Raw genomic sequence first — 19,208 nt, forward strand, 5'->3', positions numbered from 1 at the left:
CAAACTGAAGAGCTGTGTCGGACACGGAAGCACCTGTGCTCTTCATAAAGCTTAATACATCTAACTTCAATTGAACAGAGTAAACGCTTTGTTTTTGTTCATTTTGCACTAATTTATTTGACCCGTAGTACTTATAAATTCTTACCCAACCTCGAAGTGTAGTCGTTGGTACCTTGTATTTTTCCGCTAACCGTCTATAACTCAATTTCCCTTCAATATATTCTTCTGCGACCTTTACCTTAAACTCTTTACTGTACGTTGCCATAAACCTAACCCCCATAAATTATTTTTACTCTAACTTATGGGGGTCAGGTCAAAAGCGAAGTATATTTACCAGAGCGGTCGCCGAAGTAACTTATCCTAGTTCGTAGTTAATAGATTTTGTGGACTAACAGCAATCGCTGAGAAAACCCCAAATTATAAAAGGTGGAGAGCATTTGCTTTCCACTTTTTAAAATGGAGCCTTTTCCAGAACTCTTCCTTTCCTGCCTTCCGTAGTTTCCGCATGTTTTAAAGAACTGATAATAGCTTCTTCTGTTGATTCAACAACGGCTTGAAATAATTGGTTCATCATGGGGTGGTCATCACGAATAAAGGATAAAGAATCCAAAATAGAAGTATGTTTATGATCATGCTTATTTGCTGTAGAGAATGCGATGGCGATATCACCACTGCCATGATCTATATTGCTTCCGGTTCGAGCGAGTCCTGCTGCACAACGTGTGGCAAGGCGTTTTAATTGACGGTCATAAAGTGGAGCATCGGTGGCTATGATCATCATAATAGAACCATCAGGAGTGTCTTGATTTTTTTTCTTCCAGTCAGCAAATAACGCATCATCACTTTTACCAAAATTACTTACAACCAGGCAACCGACAGTATAATCGTGCTCATCAGCTGAAACAACGCGTGAAGACGTACCGATACCACCCTTATACCCGAAACATTGCATCCCTTTTCCCGCACCAACAGCACCTTCTTCGACTGGGTGTGTCGTGGCATTATGAATAGCTTCTACCGCATGATCTGGCGTGATTGCTTGAAGTCGAATACTATTCAAAAAGCTGTCGTTACATTCCCCGACTACAATATTAATCGTTCCAGTTGTATCACCGATTTCTTCATTTTGTTCCAACATATATTTTAACGCGCCTTGCTTAACGGCTCCAACACTGAACGTATTCGTTAACATAATAGGAGATTCCAATAGTCCGATTTCCTCAATTTGCACGAGGCCTGCAGTCTTACCAAATCCATTGATAACGGAACTTCCAACAGGCAGTTTTTGCCTGAATATATTCCCGGAATGAGGGAGAATAGCAGTTACACCAGTACATATTGTATTTTCTTCGTCGACTTTTTCAAATAACGTAACATGTCCTACTTTTACATCCAGGACATCGACAATACAATTATTTTTACCTTTTTGTAATTTCATAATAATCTCCTTTAGTGGGAATGAGATTGAAGTGAATAAAAGCTTTATTATTTTCCCCTTTTTATAGTGATTATGCATTATTTAAGTATTATTATAGCAAATCTGTTGGGAAATGATTATATTTTTGAATGTAAATAAGTAACTAAGGAAAACTATCTATAACAATTTAGTGGAGGGTCAAAATGAAGAAAATACTTTTTATAACAATTTTAACTTGCATATTTCTTTGGTCCACAGGCACAATTTTGGCGGATTCAAACGGTACCGAGATTGGAGATCAAGCACCTGATTTTGAATTGATGACAATGACTGGTGAAAAGGTAACGTTATCTGACTACAAAGGGAAACGAATCATGCTAAATTTTTGGGCTACCTGGTGCCCGCCGTGCAGGGAAGAAATGCCTGATATGCAGAAATTTTACAAGGATAAGGATGCGGTTGTATTGGCAATTAACTTGACTGACATGGAAAGGAATAAAGATCAGGTAACACAATTTGCTGATGAACTCGGGTTAACATTTCCCATTTTGATGGACGAAGAAGGAGAGGTTTCCACTTTGTACAGAATAAGTCCAATCCCAACAACATATATGATTGATTCGAAAGGTGTCATTCGTTATAAGGCATATGGTGCATTGGACTATGAACGTATGATTGCGGAATATGAAAAGTTGCAATAATATCTTTTGCATTTTGGGACATACCCTGTTAATTTTTGTAAATAGGTTATAAATAAGAAAAAGTACTGTATCTCCTTCGCCAAAGATGTTATACTATAAAAAAATCAATATGCAGTATTCCTTCGGGGTCGGGTGAAATTCCCAATCGGCGGTAATGAAGCATTGCTTCTAAGTCCGTGACCCGTGCGGTTTTTAAACCAAGCGGTGGATCTGGTGAAACTCCAGAACCGACAGTTAAAGTCTGGATGAGAGAAGGGATTTTAGGCATGCAATTTGATAGTAGCTATCGTATTTTTGCACGATTCTATCGTTGTGCAAGTATTTGGTATCACTATTAATATTCATGCACATTAAAATTCTAACTCGAAGCCTCTGAAGCTATTTTTCAGAGGCTTTTTTAATACGCCGAAGATAAGTTTAATTTGCATTAATAGGTAGGAGAGGAAGATGTAAATGTTCACGGGGATTATTGAGGAAATGGGAACAGTGGAAAAGATGCAAAACGTTTCTGAACAAGCTGTTCAGCTGACAATTGGATCTAAAAAGGTACTCGAAGACGTGAATATTGGAGATAGCATCTCCGTTAACGGAATTTGTCTAACAGTAACGCATTTTTCAAAGAAAAGTTTTCAAGTGGATGCTATGCCTGAAACAATCCAATCAACCTCATTACAATTGTTGAAACCAGGTTCACAAGTGAATTTGGAACGGGCAATGGCTGCTAATGGAAGGTTTGGAGGTCACTTTGTTTCCGGTCATGTAGATGGTACAGGAAGAATTATCGAAAAAAAGAAGCAAGAAAATGCGGTTTATTATGACATTCAAATTCCTGAAGATCTAGCTCCATTTCTAATGCATAAAGGATCCATTACGGTTGACGGAACAAGTCTCACACTTTTTGGCGTTCATAAAAATATATTTACAATCTCACTGATTCCACACACGATGGCAGAAACGGTTCTTGGTGGAAAAGGCAAGGGTGATATCGTCAATATTGAATGTGACATGCTAGCCAAATATGTTCAAAATATGCTAAGGACTCAGCAAACAGATCAAGGCGAAGGTATAAACGAAAATTTTCTTAAAACGAATGGTTTTATGTAAAAGGAGGAGGATTGCAAATGATTCATACAATAGATGAAGCTATAATTGAATTGAAAGCTGGAAAACCAGTTATTGTAGTAGATGATGAAAATAGAGAAAATGAAGGTGATTTCATTGCTCTATCTGAAAAAGCAACACCGGTAGTTATTAATTTTATGATCACACATGGTAAAGGATTAGTCTGCACACCAATTCAAGAAAATCTTGCTAAAAAAATCGGACTTCCGATGATGGTTGCTAACAGCACAGACCCACTTGGAACAGCTTTTACAGTATCGATTGATCACATAGATACGACTACTGGAATCAGTGCAGTGGAAAGGTCAAACACCATACAAGCTTTGACAAGTCCGGAGGCAGGCATAGCCGATTTCAAACGTCCTGGACACGTATTTCCGCTTATTGCAAAAAATGGTGGAGTACTGACTCGCTCAGGGCATACAGAAGCGGCTGTAGATTTAGCAATCTTAAGTGATGCTTTCCCATCAGGTGTCATTTGTGAAATCATTAAGGAAGACGGTGAGATGGCGAGATTACCGGACTTAGAAGTAATGGCAGAAAAATTTGATCTTAAATTAATTACAATTGAAGATTTGGTTGCCTATCGGAAAAAGCAAGAATTAATTCATAATTAGAATAGGGAGATGGAATAAATGGGGAACACATATGTAGGAAATGTCGTAGGTACAGATTTAAAAATTGGAATTGTAGTGGCAAGGTTTAACGAATTTATTACAGGTAAATTACTGGATGGGGCATTGGATACATTAAAAAGACACGGTGTTGCAGAAGAAAATATTGATACAGCCTGGGTGCCGGGAGCATTTGAACTTCCGTTAATTGCACATAAAATGGCTAATAACAGTAAGTATGATGCTGTTATTACATTAGGAACGGTAATACGTGGCTCAACACCCCATTTCGACTATGTTTGTAATGAAGCAGCAAAGGGAGTTTCCAATGCATCGATGCAAACTGGTAAGCCTGTCATCTTTGGTCTTTTAACTACGGAAACCATTGAACAAGCAATCGAACGTGCTGGAACAAAAGCAGGCAATAAAGGAGCAGACGCAGCAGTAACTGCAATTGAAATGGCAAACATGATAAAAATGATAGAGAATTAATTCCATATAAAGTCGGGAAGTATATAGTTCTTCTCGGCTTTTTGTATGGAAAATTACTGGAGAGTAAGATAAACTACTAGTTAGGGAATTTTTACGACCGGAGGAGATTACAATCAAACTTTTAGTTGCACAACTTGTTATTGTGGCGTTGGTGTGGGCGGGGATGGCTTCCTTTTTTACAGATATGAATGATATAAGCAAGATCATATTCTATATCGTTACATCATGGCTGTTGTTTTTAATTGTTATCATTGTGAAAGCACTGATAAAGAATCGATCGAGTAAAAAGAACGAATAGCTAATAAAAGCGTGAGGAAGGTTTAACTATGCTTACAATTGAAAATTTACATAAATCTTATGGTGAAAAAATACTTTTTAATAATGTAACCTGTACAATTGCAACACATGAAAGAATTGGATTGATCGGTGTCAACGGTACTGGGAAATCAAGTTTTTTAAAAGTAATTGCAGGATTGGAATCACCAGAAAAAGGCATGATTAAGCATTCGAAAGATTATCATATCGAATATCTTGCACAAGACCCTGTTTTAGATCCGGATTTAACGGTTATCGAACAAATTTATTATGGAGACTCTGCAGTCATGAAGCTGATGCGCACGTATGAAGCGGCATTGCTTAAACTTCAAGAAGATGCTGAAAATACCGATAATCAAGCTCGTTTGATGCAGGTACAGCAGGAAATGGATGCTGAAGAAGCTTGGGAAGCAAATACGGCGGCGAAAACGGTGCTGACCAAACTAGGGATCACTGATTTCGGAAAAAGAATAACCGAACTTTCTGGTGGACAAAAGAAAAGGGTAGCAATTGCAAAAGCTCTTATTCAGCCGGCGGATTTATTAATTCTTGATGAGCCGACAAATCACCTAGATAATGAAACCGTTGAATGGCTTGAAAAATATTTGCAGTCCTATAAAGGTTCCATGCTATTGGTAACTCATGATCGCTATTTCCTCAATAGGGTTACAAACCGAATTTATGAGCTTGATAAAGGAAATTTATATATTTATGAAGGAAATTATGAAATCTTTCTGGAGAAAAAAGCGGAAAGAGAAGCCCTCGAAATCAGCAGTGAACAAAAACATCAGAATACATTAAAACGTGAACTGGCCTGGCTTAGACGTGGGGCTAAAGCGCGATCAACGAAACAAAAGGCGAGAATCGATCGTGTGGAGGTTATGAAAGAGGAAACGTTTGATACAAATAAAGATAATGTGGATTTTCAAGTCGGCTCAACCCGACTAGGTAAGAAAGTGATTGAACTTAAAAATATCAAAAAATCCTATGATGGAAAAATCCTTCTGCATGATTTCAGCCATCTGATTGTCCCTGGCGATCGTATAGGAATAATTGGTGCCAATGGTTCTGGTAAAACAACCTTGCTTAATATTATGGCTAATCGCATTGAGCCGGACGAAGGTGAAATAGAGATAGGGGAAACGGTGAAGATTGGTTATTACACACAAGGTGATGAGGAACTGGACGGAAACATGCGCATTATTGATTATATCAAAGAAGTGGCAGAAGTAATTCATACAAAGGATGGTCAGGTAATTACAGCGGAACAAATGCTGGAGCGATTTCTTTTTACACGTTCCGAGCAGTGGACCTATATCCGCAAAATTTCCGGAGGGGAAAAGAGAAGATTATATTTGCTTAAAGTGTTGATGACAGAACCGAATGTTCTCTTCCTTGATGAACCGACCAATGACCTGGATACGCAAACATTGAGTGTTCTGGAGGAATACTTGGATCATTTCCCTGGCGTTGTTATTACTGTTTCCCATGATCGTTACTTTTTGGATCGGGTAACGAAGCGCCTGTTGGTCTTCTGCGGTGAAGGTAATACGAGTCTTTTCTTCGGTAATTACAGTGAATATCTGGAAAAGCGCCAATTAAAAGAGGGTACACCGACGAAGACGAAGCAGGAAAAAGTTGCAGAAAAACCGAAGAAACAGAAGAAGAAACTTTCCTATAACGAACAACGGGAATGGGAAAAAATTGAAGGACAAATTATGGAACTCGAAGAAAAAGTAGAAGAGATTCAGCAGGGAATTGTTGATGCTGGAAGTGATTCGGAACAAGTACAAAAGCTATTCGCAAAACAACAGGAAGCAGAAACCGAACTGGAAGCAAGGATGGACCGATGGGAAGAGCTTTCGTTGCTCGTAGAAGAATTAGAGAAAGATTGAATCATTTATTGCAATATGCTAATAATGAAGACAAGAAGACAATAGAAGAACACCACACAGAAAAGTCGTAAACGATAAACGAATATCTGTGTGGTTTTTTATTACTGGCTCTTTTCGTCATGTTGGATATTGCGGTTACTCATCCCACTGAAAAAAAGTATTATTGCTTTATAGTCTTCGTAGTTGAGATAAACTACGTACTAGGATAAGTTACTTCGGCGACCGCTCTGGGGAAATATACTTCGCTTTCCGCGGGCGGCTGGTGAGCCCCCTCGTGCTAACGCACTCCGGGTCTCACCGATGCCTTTCCTCCCGCTGGAGTCTTCGTATATTTCCCCAGAGCTGATTTTAAGCTTACAAAATATTAACTGCATTAATGATTTATAAAATCATATCACCGAGCTTCACCAGTACGGGTGAGCGAAGGGCGGTGACTCCTGCGGGAAAAGCACGTGTCCGAAGACCCCGCAGAGTGGGTTTCTCGAGGAGGCTGAGGCCGTGCCCGCGGAAAGCATCCGCCCAGAGCGATCCCGGACGGCGGGAAAAGCGGTTACTTAAAGAAACCAAACAACCAGCAGTTACTTCGTAGTTTATAGATATTGTGACAAAAAGGAACATTGTTTTTGATGAGACGAGTAACGGCAGTCTAATCTATTAGAAAACTGACGTAATAATTTATATATGATGTAATATTTAAGCAGTAGTAACAATATATCAAGCAAGAGGTATTTGGAGATTTGAATTTTTTTGGAATGGAGTTGAAGGAATGAGCCTGGAAAATGATAATCGTAGAGATGAACAACGTCGAGTTGATGAAGTCATTGATGAGATTAATAAAAAAGTCGATTCATTATATTCTAAATCAGCAGGATTAAAAGAAAATGTAATCGAATTGCGGAAGACCTTTTGGGATGATGTGACAGTAAATCTGGATGAACCTGATGACGTTATTGAGACACAGGCCAGCATTAAACAACAGGCAGAATTATTATCGGAAATAGAAAGATCCCATGGAAAACTTGGTGAGCAACTAAAAACATTAATGAAGTTAAAAGATTCACCATATTTTGGGCGAGTTGACTTTGTAGAAGACGGCGGTAATGAAACGGACCGTATTTACATTGGTATTTCATCATTAATGGATAGGAATGATGAAAACTTTCTAATATATGACTGGCGTGCACCCATTTCAAGTCTGTATTATGATTACCCTCCAGGAAAAGCAGTATTTAAAACAACGGAAGCTGAGATCACAGGAGAAATAACATTAAAACGGCAATTCATCATAAAACAAGGCATTATGGAAGGAATGTTTGATACAGGAGTAACAATCGTTGATCAGCTTCTTCAGCAGGCGCTTGGAAATAATGCTAGTACCACAATGAGAAGCATTGTTGCTACAATCCAGAAGGAACAAAATAAAATCATTAGAAATGAACGAAGTAACCTCTTGATTGTTCAAGGTGTAGCAGGTAGTGGGAAGACTTCAGCAGCTTTGCAACGTATTGCTTATTTGATGTATCGGTACCGCGAAGATTTAAATACCGAAGATATCGTTCTTTTTTCTCCAAATCCTTTATTTACGAGTTATATATCCAATGTCCTGCCAGAGTTAGGAGAAGCAAATGTAAGACAAACAACATTTTTACACTACTTAGAAGCAGGTATTGGAAGTTCGTTCAGCGTAGAATCTCCATTCGAACAAATGGAATATGTATTAACTGAAACGAATCGTGAAGATTATGGGATACGCCTAAAAGCAATCGATTATAAATCAGGGCTTGCATTTAAAGATCTAATTGACGAATTTGTTTCCAATTTGAAAAAAAGTAGTCTTGAATTTAAAAATATTTCCTTTCGTAAAGAAATCCTTTTTTCAAAACAACAAATAAGTGATTACTTTTATGCCTTAGATAAAGATCTAGCGATACCCAATAAAATGCAACTCGTCTCTGAATGGTTACTAAAAGAATTACGTCGTGTTCAGAAGCGTGAAGAGGATAAGGATTGGGTAATGGAACAAGTAGAATTATTGGATAAGGAAGCTTATTTAAAGGCGTACCATAAATCAGTGAAGCAAGATGATCTGAATGATTTCGCAAGTAATATGGAGTTGGAAGAGGAGTTCCTGCGTAAGGAAGTCGTAAAAAGGGTTTTCTCAAAGATTAAAAAACGTGTGAAACGTTTTGAATTCGTTCATCTATCTGAGACTTTCTATAAGCTCTTTACGGAATGGAAACCTCAAAATGCTCCTGAACTTTGGAAGGAAATCTGCACGCTGACAGTTAAAAATTTATCTAATAATAATTTGTTATGGGAAGATGCTACACCTTATATCTACTTCAAAGGTAGACTATTCGGAGATGATGCAGATCGGTCTGTCCGGCATTTACTTATTGATGAGGCTCAAGATTATTCAGCATTCCAATTTGCCTATATCAAGCATATCTTTCCATATACGAAGTTAACATTGCTGGGAGATATTAATCAGTCCATTTATACGTATGCTACAAAGGAAAATCCGCTGATTTCAGTAGATACGGAAAGCAGCTATGAAAAGATTACCCTGACAAAAAGTTACCGTTCCACAAAGGAAATAGTTGATTTCACCACGTACTTTGCACCAGGCAAGGAGTTAATTGAAGCCTTTAACAGAGAAGGAAGAATACCAAGACTTGAAAGGTTAACGGATAAGGAAGCGTTGGTAACTGCAATTGTTGAAAATATGATGGAGCTTAGGGAAGAAGGGCATGAAACGATTGCGCTTATTTGTAAGACGTTAGAGGAAAGTGAGATACTTTATAAGTTATTACAGAACAAAATCGCTGTTAAACAAGTCAACGAGGAAACGTACTCCTTTGAGAAGGGATTGCTTGTACTGCCTGTATACTTGGCTAAAGGAATTGAATTTGATGCGGTTATAATTCCTGACGCATCCAAAGAACAGTATTTCATGGAGTCAGACAGAACGATTTTCTATACAGCGTGTACGAGGGCAATGCATGCATTGGTGATGTTAACGATAAGTGAGCCAAGTCCTTTTATTTTGGAAGCACCACTGAATACGTACGATAGGAAGGAATAGAAAAGAGACTGGGACAAAAGTGTTTTAACCAAAGTAAAATCCGAACATAGTTGGTGCAAATATACCGCTACGGAAATACACTACACTTTCCGCGGGCGCTGCTGAGCCTACTCCGAGCTATCGCTCTACGTAGTCTCACCTAGGCTTTTCATCCCGCAGGAGTCTCCGTGTATTTCCTTCGCTATTATGGCGAAATGTTCGGCTTTGAGTTAAACACTTTAGTTATGTCCCAGGCTCTTTCAATTAAAATATAGGATTTTCCAATCTAATTTAAACCTTCAATTTCAAGTTTTTCGACAATCGCTGTTCCGTTATCCAATACATTAACATCAAACTGTACTAGATCCCCCTGCTGTAGAAAAACAGCTAACGGTGCTTTGGTGGAGTTTAATGTATAAATCGTTTGATCATCTGTTAATATAAACTGAATTAATTGTCCTGTTTCCTGATTTGTTACGACGACCCGGTCAACTTCGCCACTGCGTTCTTCAAGTCCAGATGTCTCGCCAGTTGATTCTACATTACTTGGGTCTTGAGCTAATGCCAGACGATAGGCATCCAGTGTTTGTCTTGCCGAATCCCCAAAGACTACAAAATCAGAATCGGCAGCTTTAATATAGGCATAATGCTTGAATAACCCGTTTGGATCCAACACATTAACTACCCAAGTTGGGTTACCGTCAATGTTATACAATACCGGCATAGAACCGGTCCAGTTTTTCTCTGGAAATTCTTTGTCGACGATTTCTCTTGCGCCCTTACTGTCCATAATTCCATTATTCTGAGCGCCATTATAGTAAACTAACTCGCCTGTACGGGCATTGACTAAAGTATACCCTAGTGCCGAATCAATGTTTTCCTTTGGTGAGGTCATATCGGTAAAATAGTGCATGGCGCCACTTTCATCAAAAATAGGTGTTACATTACTTTCCGTACCTGATTCATTCGGTATTTTTACATCTTTTTTCCCGAATAAAGAGTTGAGCCAGCCATGGACGTATCTTCCGAAGTATTCGTTCTCCTCAGAAGCCATTTCCGAGCTGATCGAGCCGTCAATAAATTCAGGCGCTTCCTCTGTCTCATACAAGGTTACTTCACTCGTTACGGGATCGACAACAGCCACATTTAGTTTGGACATATTCGGTTTATTTGTTACGCCAATTGGCTTATAAAGCGTCTGAACATACCAAGGTTTCCCATCTTCGTCCACCTCAATTTGAGCCTCACCACTATTGATATAGTTTGGATACGCTCCGTAAATAGTCCGTTCTATATTATGATTAAAGAAACTTGAATTTGTATACCTCATTTTACTTTCAATAAACTGCGGTTGAGCATTGACATCTGTAGCAGAAATCATAAAGTAACCTTCCGTTTCCTTTCCACGGAAGTAACGCCAGAAATCAGTGAATTCAACCGGTGCGATAAACACAATGTCATCATCAATCTTCTGAACCTGGAGCTTTCCTAAATCATAAAATTGCGTGTTCGGCACAACGCTCATTGCTTTTTGAACTTTATTTCTTGCAGACTCAGGTGAAACAACAATGGGTGTTGCATCCTTGTCCAATGGTTTTGCTTCTTCCACGTTCTGTTTGGAGATGGAATCATACGTGTCATTTAAAGCAAATATCCCAAAAATAAAAAATGCGGGTATGGCGATAACCGCTGCTGCAATAATACCTACAGATATGGTATCAAATTGCCTGCTGGTATTGGTAAAAGGCTTACTCATTGTAATACCGTAAAATGCCAATACGCCTACAAATGCCACAAGCAAATTGGCAATAGTCATATTAGGGATCGTGATGGTTGGCATCATAATATAAACAATAATTGCGGTAACAATAAAAAGACTAATAAATACGATTCCAATTGCCTTAAGGATTGTATTGCGGTGAAGGTTATTCTTAACGATAAAATACACCGAGATAATAAAATAAAGAATGAAAGAGAGAATGGTTGTTGTTAAAATTCCTATCATATACACAGCTCCTAATCTAGTTACTATCTAAGTATACGTTATAAAAGCGGAATAGTTTCAAAAAGTATCAATTTCGTTTAACTTTTATTTACATTCTTTAAAATGACCATTTTGCATATATAAAATGTTAGATAATTGAAGAAACAATGTTTAAAAGTCCATACTTTAAGGAAATATAACGGTGGACTGTATTTATTTTAAAAAATAGTTATAATGAACACAAGGATTTTTTTAGGAGGAAGAAAAATGAAGCTATATCAAGTAAGAAAAGGTCAGTTCGTCTTTTACCAGAATGAACTTCACAAAGTGTATTCCGTAAAAGCGATGTTTAAAAAATCAATTCACATGTACCGCTTGAAGGATATGAAGCAAGTACTGACACAGGCCCCAGAAATTGAACTATACCGACCGAAACACAATGATACATTTATTTTTTATGGGAAGCGTTATACCATTGACCAATATGCGAAGCCAAACCCAGGAGATTATATACTTATTGTAAAACCTACGCCTGATTTTCTTGATCATTATTCTCTAAATGAAATTGAAAAAGTAGAAAGCGTTGAGGACGGAAATGTAATTACAACGCGGGACAACGGTGTGAAGCATAGTGAATATGTTGTTCTTGTGGCTGGTAGACAGGATGCAAGTCAGGAAATAGCTTATTATGATAAAAATTTGGTGCCCGAGGAACAACAGCTGCAGGATGAGTCAATCAGTTATCTGGCAGAAAATGATGATGCATTGAAACCAGCCGTGGGAGATATTTATCTAGATGTACAGAATAATACGAAAGCAATGGTTGTTGCAATGACAGAAGATGAGATTGTCTTTGGTCATGGTGTGCGCGTGCATGTTGCAGAATTGTTGGATGAGAAGAAATACGAACTTGTCTATCAGTTTGAAGCAGATTGATGTTCGTACAATAAATAAAAACCCCGGTGCCTCTAGTCAGGACCGGGTTTTCTTTATTTATTTAATTCACTTAGCGCTTTGTATCCAACAACATTGATGGGATCTTTTGAGCTAGAATATACCGGTGAATAACCGAGTTCCAGTTCAGGTAGATCTGCCACCGTTAATTTTCCTTTAATAGCGGTAGCAAGTACTGCCATACGTTTATCGACTCCTTCATATCCCACAACATTAGCACCATATAATAAGCCGGTATCCTCATTATAAAATATTTTTATCCAAATTTTCTTTGATCCAGGATAATACGCAGCATGTGAATAGGAAGATAAAACGGTGTGCTGGAATATTATTCCTTCTTCCTGAAGTGATGTGCTATTATGTCCGGTTGCTGCCACTGTTAAATCAAAGACCTTTAAAATGGAAGATCCGAGATTGCCGCGGTATGGAACGGTATCTCCATTTAAATGACTGGAAATAATATATGCTTGTCTATGAGCAGGCCATGCAAGTGCAATTTGTTTTGGTGATCCTGTCAGAAAATCTCTGACTTCAACCGCATCTCCCAGAGCATAGATATCCGGATCTGTTGTTTGCATATATTCGTTTACAGAGATTGCCCCTGTGTTCCCAAGATCCAAGGAAGCGTCAATGGCCAATTTTGTGTTTGGTTTAATTCCAATAGCTAAAATGGTCATGTCAGTATCTATTTTTTTCCCGCTGTTTAATCGTAATGTTTTTCCATCGTTATGGAAGGACTCTAATCCATCATTTAAGATTACTTCGACATCTTTTTCCTCCAAGTGCTCTTGAATGATTGCAGCCATATCTTCATCGACATTTTTAATCAGCTGTGGGGATCGGTCTATAATGGTACATTCTAATTTTAAGGAATGCAGATTTTCTAGCATTTCCAAACCGATAAAGCCAGCCCCTACGATGGTTGTTTTTGTTGGTTTAGCGTTCTTAATAAATGCATTAATTCGATCCATATCCTCAATGGTCCGCAATGTAAAGGTACGGCTATTTTTGATTCCATCCACGTTTGGAACGATTGGCGTAGCTCCAGGAGAAAGGATTAATTTATCATAGGATTCTTCGTTAATGATTCCGTCTGCGTTATATTGAATGCTTTTCTTTTGACGATTAATGGATAGTACTTCTGAATTTGTACGGACTTCGACATCGTATTTATGATTAAACTTTTCGACTGGATATAATAGGTTATCCCGTTTTTTCACCTTCCCCCCGATATGATATGGCATACCACAATTGGCAAAGGAAATATATCCGCATTTATCAAATAACAAGATATCGGAATCTTTATCTGTTCTACGAATTTGGGCTGCAACGGTCGCGCCGCCACCAACACCCCCAACGATAATTATTTTCTGTGTCATTGAATCGCTCCTTAGGTAAGTTTTCGTATTTTCCAGCGTTCCTTCTAAGAAAAGATCTAATTTGAACTACAATCGAAATGAAAGCTGAAAAGGGGATACGAAAATAAAAAAATAGTATTTATAATTATAATACCCCTAAAGAGCTGAGAAAAACGATTATTATTGTAACTGGTACTACCCAACGCATTAATTGAAACCATATCTGATACGTGCTGCCAGGCAAATGATGACCGTATGAAAATTCTTGCTTGATAAGTGTCTTGTCCATTTTAAATCCAATAAATAAAGCAATGAACAAACATCCCGCAGGAAGCATAATATTACTTACCAAAAAATCACTCGCATCGAAAACAGTCAAACCGAAAATTTTAAAATCAGCAAGCAGGTTGGAAGATAATGCAGCAGGAATTCCTGCGATGAATATGACTATTCCAGCAATTAAAGAAACCTTCTTGCGAGATCTCTCTTTCTTTTCCGTAAAAGCGGATGTAATTATTTCAAGCATACTGAAGGAAGATGTCAAAACAGCAAAGAGAAACAGTAGTAAAAATAAGCTTAGGAAGACTTCACCGAACGGCATTTGAGCAAATGCTTCAGGAAGTACAATGAATAATAGCCCTGGACCTTCTGCTGGTTCCAGACCAAAAGCAAATACAACTGGAAAAATAGCGAGTCCGGCCAGGAGGGACACAAAAATATTCATTAATCCTACAGATCCAGCGGCAGCAGGTAAACTGACATCCTTTTTCAAATAGGAACTGTAAGTAACCATAACGGATATTCCTACTGCAAGCGAAAAGAAAGCCTGTCCAAGTGCGTATAATACATTTTCTGCGGTCAACTTGGAAAAATCAGGCTGAAGGAAGAAGCGAATCCCTTCCATTGCCCCTTCAAAGGTAACTGAACGAATTACAATGACAATAAAGAATACAAATAATAATGGCATTAATAGCTTACTCGATTTTTCGATGCCGTCCTTAATGCCAAATGAGACAACAATAATATTTATAATTACAAATAAAGCTAATCCCAAAATAGTTATCAGAGGGTTTCCTGTAATTGTAGCAAATAGCTCCGGATAGTTAGCGTTATCTTGAATAATCATTCCTGGTATTGATAAGGCACTATAGATTAAAACCCAGCCACCTACAACACTGTAAAAGGACATCAGTATAAAAGCTCCTACAACACCCCAATGTCCTATAAAAGACCAAGGAGATTTAGGTGAGAGTGATTGATATGCACTGACCGCTTCTTTTTGAGTCCCTCTACCGATGATGAATTCGGCTATTAATAGGGGAAGGCCAATAAGAATCGTAAAAGCAATGAATAAAAGGAAAAATGCACCTCCACCATTCATTCCTGTCATATAAGGGAATTTCCAAATTGCGCCAAGTCCGATGGCGGCACCTGCAGATGATAATATAAAGCCGAGCTTTGTCGACCATTGATCTTTTTTCTTGTCCATAAGATGTTAAGTTCCTTTCATGATTGAAAAAATTATCTACCAAGTATATCACATACAAGGTTATCTTTAAATTTAAGACATATGTCTTGTATAGGTAAGTTAGTAACTCAACTTTCGCAGAGTGAAATGGATAAATAAGCCTTGGTAGAATTAGGAGGACTGGAGCTACACTGCTCAAGTTAACTTTGGAATTACTATTAGCTCTGAACAGTCTGAATACCATCTATACTCAAGGACCTTTTCGTTAATTTCTCTGTTTTTATCATCGCAGTTTATATAAACTCCGAAGTAACTTTAGGTTATTTCCAGGATTTGTGCTTTTCCCGCCGTCCGGGACCGCTCTGGGCGGATGCTTTCCGCGGGCACGGCCTCAGCCTCCTCGAGAAACCCACTCTGCGGGGTCTTCGGACACGTGCTTTTCCCGCAGGAGTCACCGCCCGCCACTCACCCGGACTGGTGAAGCTATGTGATATGATTTATATTGCAGTTAATAATCTGTAAGCTTAAAACCAGCTCTGGGGAAATATACGAAGACTCCAGCGGGAGGAAAGGCATCGGTGAGACCCCGCAGTGCGAAGCACGAGGAGGGCTCACCAGCCGCCCGCGGAAAGCGCAGTATATTTCCCCAGAGCGGTCGCCGAAGTTACTCATCCTAGTTCGCATCTTATCTCAACTCTGCGATGATTAAGAGGCTATAAACAGTACAAAACAGCCTTTTTTTATCAAGGCTAGCAAGATTAGAGACATTCTAAATTTAAGCCGGCTAACTGTTCGAACTTATTTTATTGGTGCGAAAGTTGAGTTAGTAATAATAAAGTTGCGAATTGTCTAAGGACTGTACATCGCTTCAGGGATTTTCCATATCATACCACCTCAGTAACGTTCTATCTACTGCGGAATTATTATGGAATTGGTCATTGGTTAAGATAAATATCATATATTTATAAGATAATGGCAAATGACATTCAAAGGTTAACTTTTTAAGGAGGGTTCGTTATGGTAGCGTTATCAATGGAAGTCCAAAAACTTAAAAACTATGTTGATGGAAAATGGATGAATGTTAATAAATCGAAGGCGGTAATCAACCCAGCCACAGGTATGGAAATCGTTCAGGTACCTTTATCTGATTCAGATACAGTGAATGCTGCAGTGAGAGCAGCTGGGAAGGCACAGAAAAAATGGGCTCTTGTTCCAGCCCCGCAACGTGCCGAAGTATTATATCGGGTTGGATATCTAATGAAAGAACGGAAAGAAAGACTATCCCAATTGTTGACGATGGAAAATGGCAAAGTGATAGAAGAAGCACGTGGTGAAGTACAAGAAGGAATTGATATGGCTTTTTATATGGCTGGGGAAGGTCGCCGTTTGTTTGGGCAGACTACTCCAACAGAATTAAAGGATAAGTTTGCAATGAGTCAGCGTAGCCCCGTAGGAATTGTAGGAATTATTACGCCTTGGAATTTTCCGATTGCAATTGCCACATGGAAATCATTTCCTGCAATTGTTGCAGGGAATGCCGTTATTTGGAAGCCAGCAACGGAAACTCCAATTATGGCATTTGAGCTTGCAAAAATATTTGAAGAAGCAGGACTTCCTGATGGGGTGATGAACGTTATCTTCGGTTCGGGATTAGTTGTAGGTGAAGCGATGGTACATCATGATGACATTCGAGTTATTTCGTTTACGGGTTCCAATGATACCGGGAGAAATATTGCGAGTGCATGTGGAAAGCAATTGAAAAAGGTTTCCCTCGAAATGGGTGGAAAAAATGCGGTTATTGTAATGGATGATGCTGATTTGGATCTTGCTGCCATGGGGATTCTTTGGAGTGCATTCGGAACAAGTGGCCAACGTTGTACTGCCTGTAGCCGTGTCATTGTCCATGAAAAGGTAAAGCAAGCTCTGGAGGAAAGATTGTTGGCTGCGATGGCTAATCTGTCTGTTGGTAATGGCTTGGATGAATCCATTAAAATAGGACCGATTATCAATCAAGCTGCCATAGATAAGATAAAGAAGTACATTAAAATTGGAAAAGAAGAGGGTGCAAAATTACTTGCGGGGGGCTTTGAGCTTACAAATGAGCATCACCAAAAGGGATATTATTTTGCACCTACCTTATTTACAGATGCAACACCTAACATGCGTATAGCGCAGGAAGAAATCTTTGGCCCAGTTGTTTCAATAATAACTGTAAATAGCTTTGAAGAGGCGATTGAAGTAAATAATGGTGTGACATACGGTTTGTCAAGTTCCATATTTACCAGTGATGTTAATCGTGTATTTAAAGCACAACGTGATCTGGATACGGGAATTATTTATGTGAATGCTGGGACTACAGGGGCGGAGATACATTTGCCTTTTGGTGGTACAAAGGGTACTGGAAATGGTCACCGGGATTCAGGTGTTCAAGCATTGGATGTATTTACAGAATGGAAGGCAATTTATGTGGATTACAGCGGAAAACTGCAGCGCGCACAAATCGATGTGGAATCATAGGATACTTTATAGATCGTGATTCTTATTAAACTGCAGGGAGTGAACAACATGAAAATAGGTGTACTCGGTTCAGGCTTAATGGGAAAAGAGGCAGCACGTGATTTGGCGGCAAGTAAGGATGTGACCTCGGTAGGACTTGCAGACATCGATATCAACCGCGCGCAATCCGTCTGCGATCAGCTGAAGTCGCCAAAATTAAAGGCGTTTCAAGTAAACGCTACTGATTCAAAAGAGCTCGCAGCATATATGAAGCAATTTGATGTAGTAATTAATGCATTATTCTATTCATTTAATGAAATGGTAGCGAAAGCTGCAATTGAAGTCGGTGTAAGTTCCATCGATCTTGGTGGTCATATTGGCCATATAACCGATAAAGTACTAACATTGGATGAAGATGCAAAAAAGGTGGGTGTTACGCTTATCCCGGACCTTGGAGTAGCACCAGGAATGATTAATATTTTATCAGGATATGGCGCGAGTAAGCTGGATAGCGTAGAATCGATTAAACTATATGTTGGGGGGATTCCGGTTAACCCAGAGCCGCCAATAGAATATAATCACGTTTTTTCTATGGAAGGAGTTTTTGATCATTACACAGATCCATCTTTAATAATCCGAAAGGGTATCAAACAGGAAATTCCATCTCTCAGTGAAATTGAACAGATTCATTTTGAAGAATTTGGTTCCCTGGAGGCTTTCCATACTTCCGGAGGGACATCTACACTTTCTCTTTCTTTTCCAAATATCGAAACATTGGAGTATAAAACAATTCGCTACCCAGGACATGCGGCAAAGTTTAAGCTACTCGTCGACTTAAATCTTACAAGGAAAGATTATGAAGTGGAAGTTAACGGAGTAATGATCAGTCCAAGGGAAGTATTTTTAAAAGTACTTGATCCTATTGCAGAATTAGGGGAAAAAGATGATGCCGTCTTATTAAGGGTAGTGGTGTCAGGTGAAAAAAACGGAGCTCATACTTCCTATAAATATGAAATGACAACATATAAAGATCGGAAAACAAATGTAACCGCTATGGCACGAGCAACCGCAAATACAATTTCAGTTGTAGCACAAATGATTGGCAATGGGACGATTGCGAAAAAGGGTGTCTATCCACCTGAAAAAGTTGTCCCCGGAAAGTTGTATATACAGGAAATGGGAAAACGTGGAGTACAAATAATGGAGTCGGAGCATATTGAAAAAAGCAGAGCTGTTTATAAAAGATTAAAAAAACAGTAAGGCATTCCTGGTACAGATAAAAATAAATGCAAAATCCCACCTGCTTGAGGTGGGATTTTGCATTATTT

Annotated in this window: 13 protein-coding genes, 1 pseudogene and 1 riboswitch; of the genes and pseudogenes, 9 read left to right on the forward strand and 5 right to left on the reverse strand. The window is 38.8% G+C overall.

From position 1 onward, the window contains the following. Both ACFOUV_RS18120 and ACFOUV_RS18125 read right to left on the reverse strand, forming a co-directional pair. A partial coding sequence (locus tag ACFOUV_RS18120; RefSeq protein WP_379498187.1) for a transposase occupies window positions 1-265 on the reverse strand: 265 nt, incomplete at its 3' end. 186 nt (window positions 266-451) lie between these two features. After that, window positions 452-1,438, reverse strand: coding sequence for a DmpA family aminopeptidase (locus ACFOUV_RS18125; protein WP_379498188.1), 987 nt, complete (start codon window positions 1,436-1,438; stop codon window positions 452-454). A gap of 182 nt (window positions 1,439-1,620) precedes the next feature. Between ACFOUV_RS18125 and ACFOUV_RS18130 the strand changes: the two genes are divergently transcribed. The 6 genes and pseudogenes from ACFOUV_RS18130 (at window position 1,621) to helD (ending at window position 9,641) form a co-directional block, all read left to right on the forward strand. After that, complete coding sequence (locus ACFOUV_RS18130) at window positions 1,621-2,118, forward strand: peroxiredoxin family protein (protein ID WP_379498189.1); 498 nt, start codon at window positions 1,621-1,623, stop codon at window positions 2,116-2,118. 114 nt (window positions 2,119-2,232) lie between these two features. Then, window positions 2,233-2,379: riboswitch (FMN riboswitch) on the forward strand. A 192-nt stretch (window positions 2,380-2,571) separates the two neighbouring features. Further along, complete coding sequence (gene ribE, locus ACFOUV_RS18135) at window positions 2,572-3,222, forward strand: riboflavin synthase (RefSeq protein ID WP_379498190.1); 651 nt, start codon at window positions 2,572-2,574, stop codon at window positions 3,220-3,222. A gap of 17 nt (window positions 3,223-3,239) precedes the next feature. Further along, window positions 3,240-3,842: pseudogene (ribB, locus tag ACFOUV_RS18140) on the forward strand (3,4-dihydroxy-2-butanone-4-phosphate synthase); the annotation flags it as partial. Window positions 3,843-3,875: 33 nt separating this feature from the next. Then, window positions 3,876-4,346, forward strand: a complete 471-nt coding sequence (gene ribH / locus ACFOUV_RS18145; RefSeq protein ID WP_379498191.1) for a 6,7-dimethyl-8-ribityllumazine synthase — start codon at window positions 3,876-3,878, stop codon at window positions 4,344-4,346. A gap of 326 nt (window positions 4,347-4,672) precedes the next feature. Further along, window positions 4,673-6,556, forward strand: coding sequence for an ABC-F family ATP-binding cassette domain-containing protein (locus ACFOUV_RS18150; RefSeq protein WP_379498192.1), 1,884 nt, complete (start codon window positions 4,673-4,675; stop codon window positions 6,554-6,556). A gap of 766 nt (window positions 6,557-7,322) precedes the next feature. Next, window positions 7,323-9,641 carry an RNA polymerase recycling motor HelD gene (helD, locus tag ACFOUV_RS18155; protein ID WP_379498193.1) on the forward strand — a complete coding sequence of 773 codons (2,319 nt, stop codon included), beginning with the start codon at window positions 7,323-7,325 and terminating at the stop codon, window positions 9,639-9,641. Window positions 9,642-9,906: 265 nt separating this feature from the next. Here helD and ACFOUV_RS18160 read toward each other — a convergent pair whose 3' ends face one another. Continuing rightward, on the reverse strand, window positions 9,907-11,625 hold the full coding sequence (locus ACFOUV_RS18160) for a DNA-binding protein (protein WP_379498194.1): 1,719 nt from the start codon (window positions 11,623-11,625) through the stop codon (window positions 9,907-9,909). Window positions 11,626-11,871: 246 nt separating this feature from the next. Between ACFOUV_RS18160 and ACFOUV_RS18165 the strand changes: the two genes are divergently transcribed. Further along, window positions 11,872-12,540 carry a hypothetical protein gene (locus tag ACFOUV_RS18165; RefSeq protein ID WP_379498195.1) on the forward strand — a complete coding sequence of 223 codons (669 nt, stop codon included), beginning with the start codon at window positions 11,872-11,874 and terminating at the stop codon, window positions 12,538-12,540. Between the two features lie 53 nt (window positions 12,541-12,593). Here the strand turns inward: ACFOUV_RS18165 and ACFOUV_RS18170 are convergent, their stop codons facing one another. Together ACFOUV_RS18170 and ACFOUV_RS18175 are read right to left on the reverse strand one after the other, a co-directional pair. Further along, entirely contained in the window at window positions 12,594-13,937 is a 1,344-nt protein-coding gene (locus ACFOUV_RS18170) for a CoA-disulfide reductase (protein WP_379498196.1), read from the reverse strand. Between the two features lie 124 nt (window positions 13,938-14,061). Then, window positions 14,062-15,405, reverse strand: a complete 1,344-nt coding sequence (locus ACFOUV_RS18175) for a sodium-dependent transporter (protein WP_379498197.1) — start codon at window positions 15,403-15,405, stop codon at window positions 14,062-14,064. A 996-nt stretch (window positions 15,406-16,401) separates the two neighbouring features. On the opposite strand from ACFOUV_RS18175, the gene ACFOUV_RS18180 reads away from it, so the two are divergent. Together ACFOUV_RS18180 and ACFOUV_RS18185 are read left to right on the forward strand one after the other, a co-directional pair. Continuing rightward, window positions 16,402-17,901, forward strand: a complete 1,500-nt coding sequence (locus ACFOUV_RS18180) for an aldehyde dehydrogenase family protein (protein ID WP_379498198.1) — start codon at window positions 16,402-16,404, stop codon at window positions 17,899-17,901. A gap of 30 nt (window positions 17,902-17,931) precedes the next feature. Continuing rightward, window positions 17,932-19,140 (forward strand): saccharopine dehydrogenase family protein, encoded by a 1,209-nt coding sequence (locus tag ACFOUV_RS18185; protein ID WP_379498242.1) that lies wholly within the window; start codon window positions 17,932-17,934, stop codon window positions 19,138-19,140. Window positions 19,141-19,208: the final 68 nt, after the last annotated feature.

The organism is Oceanobacillus longus, from assembly GCF_042650085.1.
GTDB classification, from domain to species: domain Bacteria; phylum Bacillota; class Bacilli; order Bacillales; family Amphibacillaceae; genus Oceanobacillus; species Oceanobacillus longus.

Excerpts from the sequence above, each read along its gene's own strand:
- ACFOUV_RS18125 (WP_379498188.1), bottom strand. The coding sequence starts at position 1,438 with ATGAAATTACAAAAAGGTAAAAATAATTGTATTGTCGATGTCCTGGAT.
- ACFOUV_RS18130 (WP_379498189.1), top strand. The coding sequence starts at position 1,621 with ATGAAGAAAATACTTTTTATAACAATTTTAACTTGCATATTTCTTTGG.
- ribE (WP_379498190.1), top strand. The coding sequence starts at position 2,572 with ATGTTCACGGGGATTATTGAGGAAATGGGAACAGTGGAAAAGATGCAA.
- ribH (WP_379498191.1), top strand. The coding sequence starts at position 3,876 with ATGGGGAACACATATGTAGGAAATGTCGTAGGTACAGATTTAAAAATT.
- ACFOUV_RS18150 (WP_379498192.1), top strand. The coding sequence starts at position 4,673 with ATGCTTACAATTGAAAATTTACATAAATCTTATGGTGAAAAAATACTT.
- helD (WP_379498193.1), top strand. The coding sequence starts at position 7,323 with ATGAGCCTGGAAAATGATAATCGTAGAGATGAACAACGTCGAGTTGAT.
- ACFOUV_RS18160 (WP_379498194.1), bottom strand. The coding sequence starts at position 11,625 with ATGATAGGAATTTTAACAACAACCATTCTCTCTTTCATTCTTTATTTT.
- ACFOUV_RS18165 (WP_379498195.1), top strand. The coding sequence starts at position 11,872 with ATGAAGCTATATCAAGTAAGAAAAGGTCAGTTCGTCTTTTACCAGAAT.
- ACFOUV_RS18170 (WP_379498196.1), bottom strand. The coding sequence starts at position 13,937 with ATGACACAGAAAATAATTATCGTTGGGGGTGTTGGTGGCGGCGCGACC.
- ACFOUV_RS18175 (WP_379498197.1), bottom strand. The coding sequence starts at position 15,405 with ATGGACAAGAAAAAAGATCAATGGTCGACAAAGCTCGGCTTTATATTA.
- ACFOUV_RS18180 (WP_379498198.1), top strand. The coding sequence starts at position 16,402 with ATGGTAGCGTTATCAATGGAAGTCCAAAAACTTAAAAACTATGTTGAT.